A 13772-nucleotide genomic window follows, 5' to 3' on the forward strand; every position below is an offset into this window, starting at 1 on the left:
AAGCAGGAGCACGGTACGCTGTGCTCCTGCCGTATTCGAACACCCTAAGACCCGGAGCCCCGGTTAAAGGGCTAGGGTTTATTGCTCACCCCGAGGAAGTTGCCGAAATTCCTCCTCTGAGTGGGAAATAAGAAGGGGCTTTTGCTCGATTTTAGCTTCTCCAAGTGCTTCTCTGGTGGTCAGGCCAGAACCAGCCGAACCGACCAGTGAAACCAGATGATCAACAAGGCTTTTCATCTGGTTAGCCTGAGCGTTTAGTTCTTCACTTGCAGCTGCACTTTCCTCGGCACTTGCCGCAGTTTGCTGTACGGCTTTGTCCATTTCACCGATAGCTTTGTTAATCTGCTCTATTCCTTCGGCCTGTTCATTTGAAGCCGCACTGATTTCATCCATAAGTTGGGCTACCCTACTTATTGCTTCTGTAACCTTCGTAAAGGAATCATGGGTCGTAGTGGTCAATTGGGTACCCTGCCTGATCTTATTCACCGTTTCCTCAATCAAAGCTGCAGTATTCCTTGCTGCCTCGGCCGCCCGTAAAGCAAGCGCCCTAACCTCATCGGCCACAACGGCAAATCCGGCTCCCGCTTCACCTGCCCTGGCCGCCTCAACTGCCGCGTTTAATGCCAGCAAGTTGGTTTGAAAGGCTATTTCATCAATTGTTTTTATTATCTTGAAAGTTTCTTCACTGGTTGCCGAAATTTCATTCATATAGGATGCAAGAGTGTTCATCATATTGTTGGCTTCTTCAACAATTTTGTGAGCCTCTTTCATATAGGAATCCGCTTGTTTGGCATTGTTTGCATTCTGTTTTGTCATTGAAGACAATTCCTCAACGGAAGACGATATTTGCTCTAAAGCGGCGGCCTGCTCCGAAGCAACCTCGGCTAACGATTGACTGGACGAAGATACTTCCCGGGAAGCCGTCTCAACCTGTATAGAAGCCTCGGAAAGCTCTTCCGTAGCTTTCTTTATAGGACGGCTAATGCTGGCGGTTATAACCAGTGCCAACACAATACCCAAAATAAGAGCCACAATCAACGCCACCACCGTAACGTAACGAAGACCGACCAACTCGGAAGCCGTGAGGGACGCCTTGTCCTGAGCATTATCCATGGCATGGAGGGAATTAGTTTTGGCAAGATTCAAAATTTCTTCTCCAACCTTCACTTGCTTCGCCTGAACATCCTGCATAACACTCCAGGTATTTTCGAGGGTTTTAAAGGCATCTTCGTAAATTTTTACCGCCTTCTTAATTTCCTCTGTGAACTTGGTAACCTCCGGATCAACAGAGCCTTCGTTTATATTTTTCAAATAGTTCTTTATTTCCTCAAAATACTGTTTCGATTTTAACAGCATTTCGCGATTATTTTCAATTTGGCTCTGCAGAACGAGTATTTGCAGAAGAGAGCCGTCGGCCAGGATCTTAACGACGGCGTCCATCTGGGCTTTTAGTTTTCTTTCAGCGGTACCTTTGTCCAACATACTGTCCAGATAATCGCTCAGATACTTCAACAGCTCATTACAGGACCGGGTAAAGGTCAGTCCGGCGGATTCCATCTGTTCTCTTGCTTCATAGAGTTCTTTCCCCGCCTCAAGCGCCTTCAACGCTTCATTTTCGTAATCCTTGAGCATACCGGATACTGCATTCAGAGAAGAATTTAACTTTTCCCTATCGCTCAAACTCAATTTATTTGCAAGATTTCGACCTTCAATAATCCATGAGCTAGCCTCTTGTAAATGATGTTTTGCGTTCTTTTCGAAGGTTTTATCTGACGTTGCAATGAACAGGCGATAATTATACATGGCTTTCAAAAAACTGTTTTGCATTTCACCGAACATTTTAGCCTGAGGAACTGCGAAGCCTGAAACACTCTTTGACATTCCAACAAGAAATGAGCACTTTATGGCTACAAAGATTCCAAAAGCCAGCATAATAATCAGCATCACAAAAAAGCCAGCAACAATCTTTGTTGACAGTTTTGAATTTCTAAACATTTTGTCCTCCTATACCGGTAGGGTTAGTAGTTATTAATTGTGTTCAGTTGGCATGAAGGACAAAAGGGTCTTCCATCCCGGTATATATTGTTCCGTCAGAAGAAAAGCCCCATGACCTGCAATTTATTTTTTAAGCTTATTGAAAAAAAATCAAAAGGGTAGTGAAAGAAATTGTAAAGAAACCGGCCTTTGGAGAAGGGAAAGCAATCCTATTAAATTCTGCGCAGTCTTCTCCCTCCTTTCCCTTATTTTTCAGCTTTGCAAAAATACTAAACCCGTTATGCACGCCCGATACATAAAATATAACTGCCGTCATTTCCAAAATCCGTCTTTTCGAAGCGGTTCAGCTTCACGAACCTTTTAACCATCTGCCTAGTCATCCGCACTCAGCGAAAATCCCCCCTGCAGAAGTGAGAGACATGCACTAACGACCTGAGGGTCATAGCGTTTTCCGCTGCCTTCTCTGATCTCAGCCAGGGCGCGGTCAAGCCCCAAAGCCGGTCTGTAGGGTCTGTGATTCGTCATAGCCTCTACTACGTCCGCAACGGCTATTATTCTGGCTTCGAGGATAATTTCTTCACCCTTTAGTCCCTGGGGATAGCCCGACCCGTCCAATCTTTCATGATGCTGGAGCACGGCCTCCGCCACAGGCCATGGGAAATCAATCTCCTTCAGGAGTTCAAAGCCCAATCGGGGATGCATCTTTACGAGTTCCCACTCGGCCTGGGTAAGCCTTCCGGGTTTATTGAGGATTTCAAGGGGAACGCCCAAACCCTTGCCTATGTCGTGAAGCAAGGCGGCTGTATTCAGACCTTCGATTCGATCCCGCTCCAACCCCAATTCTTCGGCTATGGCCACGGAAAGCCGGGCAACACGCTTCTGGTGGCCCACCGTGTAAGGATCTTTGAACTCCAGCGCTCGTGAAAGGACCCTGATCGTCTGTTCAAGCAGTTTCCTGTAAACTCCAGCAAGCCGCTTTTGTTCATTAAAACGCTCTTGCTGCGGGGTTAAATCAAAGAAGAGGTCGAGCTGTGCACTACCTTTACCCCAGGGGATTTTTGCACTTCTATAAAGCAGGCTCTTTCTGTCTTTTGGTGTCTGGATTTTTAATAAAGAATCCCCCTCCATCACTTCAGGGTGAGCATCGAACATCATCCTCTGAATGCTATCAAGGGATGAGGTGTCCAGGCCGTGATCACCGATAGCTTCCATTCCTTTCGTTTCAAGGACATTATGGCCGTTGTGAAGGACAAACCCCGCCTTGCCTGTTTTCATAAACTCATCAACAAGTCCTTCCAGCTTTACCAGGTGGTTTCTGATCTCCCATTCCCGAAGAAGCCTTCTCACGAGGAACGGAAGCCGCTGAAAGCCTTCATCAGTCTTTTCAACCCAATCGTCCGCTCCCCTTTTCAGGGCTTCAAGACCCAATCGACTGAGGTTTGGGGCTGTGAGGATTACCAGAAAGGCATCTGGAGCTTTTTCTTTAAGGAGTTGAAGAAGTTCAAGATCTTCATAGTCGAAAGCATGAGGATCGAACAATATCAGCGGAAAAGATTCCTCCGCAAGGATGACTTCGAGTTCCTTCCCGGATGAAGGCCTTTTGACCGCTATACCTTCTTTGCCGAGAAGTCCCGCTACTGCGTCACAGTCAGCACTATTGTCCACAATTAGAACAGGCCTACCCCCCTGTACCATTGTACCATCCTCTCCCCCCTTTTTTGAAAAAAAAATTAAATACCGTTTAAATAAACAAATAACAAATTCATGCAGCCACCGCAATTAGAATCGCTGCTTCTTTTGATATTTTTAGTGGCAAACTCTGTAAGAAATGTTGCAAAATAAGTGGGTCTTATTCTTATGCCTCCAGTGTTGCTTCATTTGGAGGAATACATTGGGGGTAGCTGGAGAAGAATTTCCTCGTAGGAGGATGCCGTTGTGGAGGGATCTTATTTTGCTCACCTGGATTCATGGCCCCTTCCGATAGTTGTAATAGGAAAGAACAAGCTCATCAGATGGGCTAACCGTGAGGCTCTTCGGCTATTCCGGCCTCAAGGGCTCGTTGAAAAAGGTTGCCAGGGGTACCTCTGCGACCTCAATCCCTGCCCGCTTATCGACGGGAAAGAAAGCAAACACCTATCGCAGAGATGGATTGAAATCAACGAAGGAAAGGGCATCAGTTGCGTTGCTACAGCCTGGGAAGAAAGGATCTCCGGAGAAAGTCTTGTTTTTGAAGTTCTCCAGCCACTGAACCAGGCGGACATATGTCAAGGATATTTCGAAGCTCTCTTTGAGAACATGGAGGCAATGGCACTTCTTCTTGACAGCAACCTGAGGATCCTGAGGGTAAACAGGGCTTTTTCGGAACAAACAGGTTATAGTCAAGAAGAACTCCTGGGCAAGCAGGCAACAGTAATCATCCATCCTGAAGAAATTTCCGCGGTCCTTAAGCGCCATTCAATGCGGCTCAGAGGAGAACCGATACCCATTTCTCACGCGATCAGGTTTCTGACAAAGGACGGCAGGGTAAGGAGAGGGATTTCATCCGCCGTCCTCGTTCCGGAAACTCAACAAACCCTTGTCACGGTGATCGATGTTACCGAGGCGCGTGAGACAAGGGAGCTCTTAGAGAAAATCTTTCTCAGCGCCCCCATCGCCATATATATCTCCCAGGGCAGTCACTTTAAGATGGTTAACCCGGAAATGGTTCTGGCTACGGGCTACAGCGAAGTCGAGCTCTTGAAGATGCACCCCCTTGATCTCGTCCATCCCGAGGATAGGGAAAGAGTCAGCAGGGCGGCAAGGGAGATGCTTGAGGGCAGGAGATCTGAGCCTTACGAGTACAGGGCACTGAGGAAGGATGGTGCCCATTTCTGGTATCTCGGAACGGTTACTTCCATAACTTATCAGGGTGAGTTAGCAGTCCTGGGCTATAATGTTAACATTCATGGATTGAAAGAGTTGCAGAACCGACTTCAGCGTAAGAAAGCCCAGCTTGAAGCAATTATTGAGAATGCGCCACTTATTGTCCTGGGTCTTAAACCTGACGGCGAGATTGTGCTTTTTAACCGGTACTCCGAAAGATTAACCGGATTTAAGAGGGATGAAGTTTTTGGGAAAAAAGCGGTCGAATTTTTCATTCCGGAAGAGTTTAGAAATCAGGCGGAGGAGCTCCTACTGCGAATCGCCCATTTCCGCTCTGAAACTCACGAGGCGGAGATTCCCGTCTTAACCCGGAATGGACGCAGGTTTATCCACTTCTACGGGGCACTCATTACCGGGGGAGATAAATCTCCTATGATCCTCATAATCGGGGATGATGTAACCGAAAAGAAGCTATCCTATGAACAGAGGCAGATGATGCTTGAGGCTATTCCCAATCCGGCCTGGCTTATCTCAAAAGAGCGGAAAATCGTGGCGCAGAACAGAGCCGCTCGGGAGATCTTCAGGACCGAAGAAGGTCGGTACTGCTGGGAAGCAATTTGGAACCTAAGGTTCATCACCGAAGAACAGAGGCGTCATTACCTGGAAACAGGCCGCCCGCTACCCGAAACTCGATGCATCTTCTGCGAAAGTGACAAAGCTCTGGGTAAAAAAGAGAAAATCAGTAAGGAACTTGAATCGGACGGTACTATCTGGGAGACCTGGTGGATTATGGTGGCAGAAAACCTGTATGTTCACTACGCCAGTGATATAACCCGTTACAAGCGGATGCAGCAGGAACTCTACCGACTTTCCATTACCGACCCTCTTACCGGCGCTTACAACCGCAGGTACTTCGAGAAAAAGCTTGACGAAGAGATAGAAAGAGCAAAAAGGACCGGAATGACCTTCTCGGTAGTGATGTTCGATATAGACCATTTCAAGTCTATAAACGACCTTTTTGGTCATGAAGCCGGGGACATGGTTCTTCAGGTTTTAGTAAAAACGGTTAAAGACCGGATCAGGAAGACCGATCTTCTGGCCCGTTGGGGCGGAGAGGAGTTTGTGCTCCTGCTGCCGGCCACACCGGTTGACAATGCCATCGTTCTCGCCGAAGACCTGCGGCAGAGAATAGAGAGGCTCGGAGTTCATAAAGTAAGGGAGTTCACCGTCAGTTTTGGAGCTACCGAATACCGCCCCGGCGATACCCCCGACTCCATAATTTCACGGGCTGACGAGGCTCTTTATGCGGCAAAAAGAGAGGGCAGGAACAGGGTAAAAGCCGTAAGGTAAACCACCCCAGGTCAAAGATGCAGAGCTTCCTGATGGGTTGGAAAAGGCGTCTTAAAAAGTTTCTTCTGAAGGCTCTTTGATTGTAGGGCACGAGATCCGGCGTGGGGAAAGCAGCAGTTGACGGGCCTGACGGTGATCGCATCATCAACGGAGATTTGTCCGGGATCAACCTCCGGGCAAAGAACGAGCCGCAACAAGCAGCGGGATTCTGCCGGCCAAAAGGACCGGGATTGGCCTTCCATCTGCAAATAAGGATTACTCCAAGGGCATGTTCCATGGGCAATAAAGATTTAGATATTCTGGTGGGCCCACCTGGCCTCGAACCAGGGACCTACCGGTTATGAGCCGGTGGCTCTACCAACTGAGCTATGGGCCCACCGAAATCCTGATGTTATTTATATATTCCAGAAAGAGGACCTTCGTCAACGAATTTCAGACTGCGAAGCGGAAAGCTTCTCCAGGTTTTCTCTGGCAAAATCCAGAGTCGGGTCAAGGTCAAGGGCCATCCTGTACAGAAAAATTGCTTCCCTTACATGACCGAGTTCTCTCAAATTGGAAGCGATGTTTGCATAGTCAATGGCCGAACCGGGGTCAAGCTCCACGACCCTTTCAAAAGATTCTATGGACTCTTTGTGTTTCTTCAAATTATAAAGGCACACCCCCTTGAGATGATGCAGTTCTTTCATATCGGGGCTCAGGGCTTCGGCCTTATCGAGCACACTGAGAGCTTTTTTAAACTCCCCGCGCTTCCTGTAACAAGAAGCGATGTGAACCAGCACACTGGCCCTTTCATCATCAGAAGAGGCATCGTTCAAACTTACTTCGTAAAGCCTGAGGGCATCGTCGATGTTTCCGGACTCTTCAAGGGCGTAGCCCAGGAAAAAGATAAGGTCATACCTTCGACCGAATTTTTCCGTAAGTCTCTGCAGGTGAATTACGGCTTCTGCGGGCGGGAGAGACTTAACAAGGACTCTTGCCATGTGTTGAGGAAAATCCGTGCCGGTGGCCCTGTCGAGAAAATGAGCACCGGGAACGATGGTATACACGGCCGGAACCCGGAGGTCGGGATGAGTCGTATTAACTACCAGGACCTCCCACCCTTGAGTATCCGCCAGGCTCTGGACCATCTTCCGAATTTCTTCAAGAATGTTTTCGTCCGACAAATCAGGCAGGCTGCTCAAGGAAACCCGGGCCGAAACATCGGCAAGGTACGAGGCTTCTTCCAGAGAACGATACTTGGGAAAGGTGGGTTTGTAGGATGTTCGGTTTTCGAAGTCCCCTGCCAGCTGGGCGACCTCGGTGAGCGCACGGCACAGGGCCTTAGCAGGACCGGGCGTTGTGCCCACGGTAAAGACTATTTCACTCCTTTCGGGAAAGGTGGAGGGATCGTAAGCCAATACGCCTACCGACGGGATGCCCGTATCAAGACTGAAATCCCTCAGATAAAGTACAATGCCCTTGCTCTGAAATTTTTTTATCAGATCCACTGCGGCGGTGTCCTGAACCGTATCGACATCAATTAGAGGCGTCGGGATCTTACGGTAGCTTACCAGGGTTCCCACATGGCGTTCGACCACCTCAGCCAGGCTCTGAACCACCGCCTCTTCAAGAGTGTTTCCGGCGGCAGGCCCGTTGTACTCGTTTATCAAATAGAACCAGTCAAAGGGAACCCAGACATCAACCCCCTTTGTCAGGTTTGCAGCCGGTGCCCACCTCAGGGGAACATCTGCAAGAAAGCCTTCGGCCTCTTCAGGCGACGTCACATCATCGTGGATTGCCATTAAAAGATGCCTTACGGAAAGACAGTAGGGTTGAGCCTCCTTCCATGAGAATACGGGGAGGGATCGTTCACGAAAGTAGGAGAAAAAGCTAAATCTTTCGGCAAGCTCCATAAGTGCACTGGCCTGAGACTGCTCGGGAGTGGCACCCTTTCCCATCTGTTTGCGGGTCCCCGTAAGACGCGTGGCATCAGGACCGCAAAGGCTTATGTAAACCGGAATGCCCAGGCGTCCCGTGTCTATTCTGAGCGTCTTGAGCAGGATTTCCCGGCCTGACGAACGAAACCTTTCTTTGACCCACTCTATGGTCTCCGCAGGGTCTCTTACCTTATCCTGGTCATAGCTGTACTTCTTAAAAACATCCTTCAATTCAATTCCCGATTCGGGCGCCTTCATGGCTTCACACCCCCTGCCACTCTTTAATAACCCGGAGCAACTCCCGGGCAAGCCCGCCTTTCTTAAACCTTCTTGGAATTCCTTTCAACCCTCTGAGATCGGATTCGTCGGCGGGCTTCATAACGGCCAGTTCCACCAGTGCAATGTCGGGCATAACCCTGAAAGGTGCTCTATCCCAGCGTCTGGCAAGAAAATCCCGCCATCTGTAAAGCCCTTTTACGATTCTCCGTTCATCTTCGCCAAGATCCCAGAAGCCTTTTATTCTCGTATAGCCGTCAGGCGGGAAGGAGCGCTCGGGAACGGTGGATCTGGCCACGCCCCGGCTTTTTTCGTATGCCAATTCCAGCAATCCCCTTTCGGCAAGCTCGTCTTTAAGGCGTTGAGCAATGATCAGAAGATAGTGCACATCAAGGGCGGCATATTCAATGTGGGAATCCTTAAGGGGCCTGCTTCCCCAATTATACTGCTGGCCTTTTTTGTTTATCCTTATTCCCAGGTAGTCTTCTACGAGAGCTGCAAGGCTTCGCCGTTTACGGCCGAGGAGCCTGCAGGCTACGGCGGTATCAAAAAGGTTGTCAATCCTTATACCAAAATCCCGGTACAGCCCCGACACATCGTTAACCCCGTCGTGCATGATCTTTTCAATGTCAGGGGACTCAAGCAGGGGTTTCAGGGGAAGGCAATCTCCGAGTTCCAGCGGGTCGATTATATAGCTTACACGGCCATCGGAAATCTGGATCAAGCAAACCTTTTCGTAATAGGCATAAAAGCCGTTGGATTCGGTATCGAGGGCTATGGCCGGGCATCTGGCAAGATGAATCGCAAGCTGTTCAAGCTCTTCGGGTCGTGTTATAAGTGAGACAATCAGTTCATCTGAAGGAGGATGGGGCCGTGAGGCGGAAAAAGGAGAGAGGGCGGAAGCAGAAAGAAACTCCTTCTTCGGTTTCATTGCAGGACGACTCCTTTTACAAGCCCTTTGCGGACATTCAGGAACGGCTCGGTCTGGTTAATGAAAAAACAACCCGCAGATCCGGAAAAAACAAGTACAGGGAAATCATGGAAGCGGTTGAGCGTCTCCGGCAACGGGAGGCACAAGCAGCCGAAGAAAATGAGGCAGAAATCTTTGCCAGGGCAATGGAGGGCGTTGTCCCTATAGAAAAAGACGGCCCGGGGCGAATACCGGCTCCGAGACCTACCGAATCCATTCCGCATAACTTTATCCGTTCCGAACACGAAGCATACGCTCAACTCGCCGAACTGGTTTCCGGCGCTACCACCTTTGATCTATTCTATACGGATGAATACGTCGAGGGAGCAGTCCACGGACTGCCGTACCGTATTCTAAAGAAACTCCGCCGAGGGGAGTTCAGTTATCAGGATTACCTCGACCTTCATGGATATACTAGAAAGGAAGCGAAAATAAAAGTCATTTCCTTTCTCGAACGGTGTTATGCCAAGGGCATAAGATGCGTTCTCATAATCCCCGGAAGAGGACTAAACTCTCTTGAAGGAAAACCCGTCTTAAAGGAAGGACTCATCCGATGGCTCACCCACCACCCTCTTAAACAAATAGTCCTTGCCTTTTCCTCTGCCCGATCCTGCGACGGAGGGCTCGGAGCCTTTTACGTCCTGCTACGGCGTCAGAAGGGCAAGGGAACCTTCTTCGTAAACCGCTACGGCTTCTGAATTACCGGGAATAACCCGGAAGATTTATGGTGGTACAGGAAGACCCGGGCTTACAGGATTTCGTCGTAACCGAGGGCCCTTCTCCCGCCGAGGGTTTGACGAAATGGCTGGTGCGGCTGACAATTCTTTCCATCTCATCAGAGCCACACTGGTCACAGCAAAGCTCAACACGTTCATCAGAGGACTTAAACAGATATTCCCGTACCGCCCCGCATCTGCTACACTTGAATTCGTAAATGGGCATTTCCGGCCTCCTTAATTTTGAAAAGAATGCAATTGTCCTTATAAAGCGTAATCGATGCCCGTCAAGGCCTAATTGTTAACCTTTGTATAGGAGAAATCAATGAAAGTCCTTTTTATTATCACAACAAACGATGCCGAAACGGTTTATAACGCTATGAGGCTTGCTCATGTGGCGGTAAAAAAAGGAGACGAAGTAAGCGTTTTCATGTTGGGTAAAGGCGTCCTCTTTGAGCAGATCTCAAACGAGCAGTTCGACGTTATGAGCCTTATCAACAGCTTTGAAGGTGATTTTTACGTCTGAGGGGTATGTCTCAAGGCCCACGGTCTGGTGGCCTCTGCTACCTGCCCTGTCGGCTGGATGGACGACCTTTACGAGCTTGCGATGGAAGCGGATAAGGTTTTCACCTTTTAAGGAAGGGTCTTCGTCCAGATGATCACCCTCTGTTCTCCGTCAGAAGATCTTTCGTGTTTTGGGTGTTGCCCTCCTATAAGGCCTGCGGGATACGATCATCTGGCCTATGTAAGGATTCTTAAAAGGGAGTTCAGAGAAAACCGCAGGCGTTTGCCGGAAAACATTGCAAGAAGAAAACCCATCACGGGTTTCAGCTGCTGGGCTCTGGGTTATCTCGACAGTAGATTTTTAAGAATTGGCTGTATGCTCCATCCGAAGGCGAACGGAGGCGAAGACCTGCGTCACATCACGGGTTACGGTGCAAAGTGTGCAAGAGAGTCCTGCCTTCAGGCCGGGATTTTTGACCGCCTATCTCATGAGCAGAAAACCTTCTGGCTGGAGCCATCACAGGGGTTGTCCCCCTTTTTTTATTCCAGCCCGGAGGCAAATCCCCTTTTTCATCTTTTGTTCTGGCATGAGGAAGTGCTGGGACTTTTTTACGAATATGCAACTGCTCGTGGATGGAGCTGTACAGAGCTTTTATGGCACGTTCCCTTTCTCCTGGAACGCCGAATTCACCCAAGAGCGTGGCGCATGGTGGTAAAGAGGGTCATCCAGTCCGGGCTCAACTCCTTTGCGCTGGAATGTCTCCCCTGGGAAGAAATATTTTCAGGGTTCAGAAAAGAGGTGGAAAAAATCAATAACAGATTTTTCCGTTCCCTTTCCTTGAACAGAAGCCTTTATGTTCACCGGCTGGATATGCCCGGAGACTTTAAAGACTTCTTGAAATTTTTTCTTAAAAAGAATGTGATAGAGCCGGAGAATGCGGTCACCGTCCACGAGCACTTTTCAGGTGTCATTGAAGATATTATGGATCGGCTGGGCGTGAGATGATCTGACATGATGGATCTACTTCTCCTTTCTGCAGGTTGGGGAACACGACTCCGGCCTCTCACATTCTACCGACCGAAAGCCCTTATTCCCGTAAGGGGAAAGCCCTGCCTTGAGACCTGTTACGACGCCTTAAACGAGGTCTTCACCATAGGATCTATCTGGGTTAACACCCATGCACTTTCACCCTGGTTTTTCAGGTTTTTTGAGAAATCTCCTTTCAGAAACTGGCGGCTACTCTACGAACCGGAAATCCTGGGATCCGGCGGAACCGTAATGCACTGTATGAACTCATCAAAGGCCCGATGGCTCATGGTTGTAAACTCCGACACTTTTCTTCCTTCGCAGAAGATCGAATGGCTTTCCGGTCTTGAACCCGAACCGGGAGCCGTCGTTATCGTGGTATCTTCAAAATCCGGTCTGAACAATGTGGTCGTCAACAACGAAGGCCGGGTTATCCGGTTCAGATCGAAAGAACTGACCTCCAGAGAGCAAGATCTCGGCTACCGGCTTGTGGCTTTTGCAGGAATACACCTGCTGGACAAGAAGGCGGCCGAAAGCATTAGCTGGTGCGGCGACTATGCGGACATTATAAATCTTTATGCTCCGTTGCTAAAACAAGGGAGAATACGTGCCGTTGAGTGTCCGCCTTCTGCATGGCATGACATAGGCAATATACGGAGATACTTTGACGCACACACTTCAGAAGGTGCCCGCTCTTTCTGGGCGGGTTCCCAGGTTGTAATAGAACCCGGATGTTCCGTGGAAAAGGTGATACTCTGGGACGGGGTCGTTGTAAGAACTGGAAGCAGGCTGAGATCGTGTATAGTAACGGACGGGGTTGAGGTATCGGGAGTTTTTGAAAGTGCGGTCATCACTCCTTCGGCAGTCATTCCGATTGGACGTGGAGAGTTTTGCCGGTATCTTCCCTGACTTTCCGGCTCCAGAGCGTATCATCCCCCTACCCGGGGACGGCTCGGAAAGACAATTCTTTCGTCTCCACGGCCCCGAAGGTTCAGCCGTTTTAATAGTACATCCTCCGGAGACAGAAACCGTAAAGCGGGAAAACAGGGCTTTTTCCGCCTTTGGTCGCTACCTGAAAAGCCTCGGTATATCCGTGCCGGGAATCCTTGCGGAAAATCACTCTCTGGGATTCTTCATCGTAGAAGATGCAGGAAATGTACACATTCAGGATCTAGTGAAAAGAGAAGCCCGGGATAAACGGAGGACCCTGTACGGAAAAATTCTCCGTCTGCTCCTTGACTTCCATATCAAAGCCCCCGAAGCCTTTGACCCTGCTTACTGTCTTGACGGTCAATACTACGATCCCCCTTTCGTCCTGGAAAAAGAACTGGAATACTTCAGAAAAGCCTTTCTAAACGATTTTCTATCTTTGAATGTGAGATGGAAAGACCTGGCGGATGATTTTTCTTATCTCGCCGAGAAATCCGGAATATTAACAGGCAACACGGTTATACACCGCGATTTTCAGAGCCGAAATCTCATGGCAAAGCAAGGGAAGATCTACCTGCTGGATTTTCAGGGGATGCGCTACGGGCCTCCCGAGTACGACATAGCATCCCTTTTTCTCGACCCCTACGTCCCGGTGGGAAGAAGCGAAAGGCTTTCCTGGATAGCCTTTTACGCATCCCGTAACCCTGCTTTTTCGACGGCACGATTTCACGCCGTAACACTCTGCCGCAATTTGCAAATTCTCGCCGCTTTTGCTTTTCTCACAAGGCAAAAAAAGAAAATAAGGTTTGCCGCTTATATTCCGGAGGCCTGGAGGGCCTTGAAGGGAAACTCTTTTTTGAAAAATTGCCCCAAATTGAGGAAGCTTCGGAGTTTACTTGACATTGTTTCTCCTGCACTTGAAAAAGTCATGGACAGCACGGCGATAACCTGTTATAGGCGCAATTTACACGGGAAGTGTGCGCAAAACGGCAAGAGGAGGGTTGTTTAATGACGTCGAAGACTACCCGTACCCGTCAAAAAAGAAAAAATAAAGACCACCCTAATAAAGTAAACCTTAAGAAAAACCAGAAGAGAATCCTTAAAAATCTGGAAGTTCTGGAGAAGGCGGTATCCGAGCAGGGTTAATCAAACCGGGGCCTCAGAGCCCCGATTTGCTTTAAGAAATCGACCGGTCGGTCTCTCATGATATCGAGTAAGTGTTGCTC

12 protein-coding genes and 1 tRNA gene are annotated in these 13772 nt (G+C 49.0%); 7 read left to right on the plus strand and 6 right to left on the minus strand.

Annotated elements, in window-relative coordinates:
* Positions 1-78 precede the first annotated feature (78 nt).
* Entirely contained in the window at positions 79-1995 is a 1917-nt protein-coding gene (locus BM091_RS00260; RefSeq protein WP_245735202.1) for a methyl-accepting chemotaxis protein, read from the minus strand.
* 372 nt (positions 1996-2367) lie between these two features.
* Complete coding sequence (locus BM091_RS00270) at positions 2368-3690, minus strand: HD domain-containing phosphohydrolase (protein ID WP_093392512.1); 1323 nt, start codon at positions 3688-3690, stop codon at positions 2368-2370.
* A gap of 240 nt (positions 3691-3930) precedes the next feature.
* Here BM091_RS00270 and BM091_RS00275 point away from each other — a divergent pair, with 240 nt between their 5' ends.
* On the plus strand, positions 3931-6207 hold the full coding sequence (locus tag BM091_RS00275; RefSeq protein WP_093392514.1) for a GGDEF domain-containing protein: 2277 nt from the start codon (positions 3931-3933) through the stop codon (positions 6205-6207).
* A 300-nt stretch (positions 6208-6507) separates the two neighbouring features.
* Here the strand turns inward: BM091_RS00275 and BM091_RS00285 are convergent.
* From BM091_RS00285 to BM091_RS00295, 3 genes are all read right to left on the minus strand, one after another.
* Positions 6508-6583: transfer RNA gene (locus tag BM091_RS00285), tRNA-Ile, on the minus strand.
* 46 nt (positions 6584-6629) lie between these two features.
* Positions 6630-8381: a YcaO-like family protein gene (locus BM091_RS00290; RefSeq protein WP_093392518.1), complete on the minus strand. Its 1752-nt coding sequence runs from the start codon at positions 8379-8381 to the stop codon at positions 6630-6632.
* A 4-nt stretch (positions 8382-8385) separates the two neighbouring features.
* Entirely contained in the window at positions 8386-9330 is a 945-nt protein-coding gene (locus BM091_RS00295) for a ribonuclease D (protein ID WP_093392520.1), read from the minus strand.
* Here BM091_RS00295 and BM091_RS00300 point away from each other — a divergent pair.
* Positions 9273-10067: a Smr/MutS family protein gene (locus BM091_RS00300; RefSeq protein WP_093392522.1), complete on the plus strand. Its 795-nt coding sequence runs from the start codon at positions 9273-9275 to the stop codon at positions 10065-10067. The two genes, BM091_RS00295 and BM091_RS00300, sit on opposite strands and share 58 nt — an antisense overlap.
* A gap of 1 nt (position 10068) precedes the next feature.
* Here the strand turns inward: BM091_RS00300 and BM091_RS00305 are convergent, their stop codons facing one another.
* Positions 10069-10311, minus strand: a complete 243-nt coding sequence (locus BM091_RS00305; RefSeq protein ID WP_093392524.1) for an FmdB family zinc ribbon protein — start codon at positions 10309-10311, stop codon at positions 10069-10071.
* 99 nt (positions 10312-10410) lie between these two features.
* Here BM091_RS00305 and BM091_RS14360 point away from each other — a divergent pair, with 99 nt between their 5' ends.
* The 5 genes from BM091_RS14360 to BM091_RS13785 are packed head-to-tail and all read left to right on the plus strand — an operon-like array spanning position 10411 to position 13692.
* Positions 10411-10722: a DsrE family protein gene (locus BM091_RS14360; protein ID WP_281243956.1), complete on the plus strand. Its 312-nt coding sequence runs from the start codon at positions 10411-10413 to the stop codon at positions 10720-10722.
* Positions 10723-10740: 18 nt separating this feature from the next.
* The gene (locus tag BM091_RS00315) at positions 10741-11595 is read left to right on the plus strand and encodes a hypothetical protein (protein ID WP_093392528.1); all 855 of its coding nucleotides are present in this window, start codon (positions 10741-10743) and stop codon (positions 11593-11595) included.
* A gap of 6 nt (positions 11596-11601) precedes the next feature.
* A complete protein-coding gene (locus BM091_RS00320; RefSeq protein WP_093392530.1) occupies positions 11602-12525 on the plus strand; it encodes a sugar phosphate nucleotidyltransferase in 924 nt (307 codons plus the stop codon).
* Positions 12497-13555, plus strand: a complete 1059-nt coding sequence (locus BM091_RS00325) for an aminoglycoside phosphotransferase family protein (protein ID WP_245735239.1) — start codon at positions 12497-12499, stop codon at positions 13553-13555. The genes BM091_RS00320 and BM091_RS00325 overlap by 29 nt, the downstream gene beginning before the upstream one ends.
* Complete coding sequence (locus tag BM091_RS13785; RefSeq protein ID WP_177193459.1) at positions 13555-13692, plus strand: hypothetical protein; 138 nt, start codon at positions 13555-13557, stop codon at positions 13690-13692. The genes BM091_RS00325 and BM091_RS13785 overlap by 1 nt, the downstream gene beginning before the upstream one ends.
* Positions 13693-13772 lie beyond the last annotated feature (80 nt).

Origin of the sequence: Thermodesulforhabdus norvegica, from assembly GCF_900114975.1 — a bacterium.
Classification (GTDB): Bacteria; Desulfobacterota; Syntrophobacteria; order Syntrophobacterales; family Thermodesulforhabdaceae; genus Thermodesulforhabdus; species Thermodesulforhabdus norvegica.

Excerpts from the sequence above, each read along its gene's own strand:
- BM091_RS00260 (WP_245735202.1), bottom strand. The coding sequence starts at position 1,995 with ATGTTTAGAAATTCAAAACTGTCAACAAAGATTGTTGCTGGCTTTTTT.
- BM091_RS00270 (WP_093392512.1), bottom strand. The coding sequence starts at position 3,690 with ATGGTACAGGGGGGTAGGCCTGTTCTAATTGTGGACAATAGTGCTGAC.
- BM091_RS00290 (WP_093392518.1), bottom strand. The coding sequence starts at position 8,381 with ATGAAGGCGCCCGAATCGGGAATTGAATTGAAGGATGTTTTTAAGAAG.
- BM091_RS00295 (WP_093392520.1), bottom strand. The coding sequence starts at position 9,330 with ATGAAACCGAAGAAGGAGTTTCTTTCTGCTTCCGCCCTCTCTCCTTTT.
- BM091_RS00305 (WP_093392524.1), bottom strand. The coding sequence starts at position 10,311 with ATGCCCATTTACGAATTCAAGTGTAGCAGATGCGGGGCGGTACGGGAA.
- BM091_RS00315 (WP_093392528.1), top strand. The coding sequence starts at position 10,741 with ATGATCACCCTCTGTTCTCCGTCAGAAGATCTTTCGTGTTTTGGGTGT.
- BM091_RS00320 (WP_093392530.1), top strand. The coding sequence starts at position 11,602 with ATGATGGATCTACTTCTCCTTTCTGCAGGTTGGGGAACACGACTCCGG.
- BM091_RS13785 (WP_177193459.1), top strand. The coding sequence starts at position 13,555 with ATGACGTCGAAGACTACCCGTACCCGTCAAAAAAGAAAAAATAAAGAC.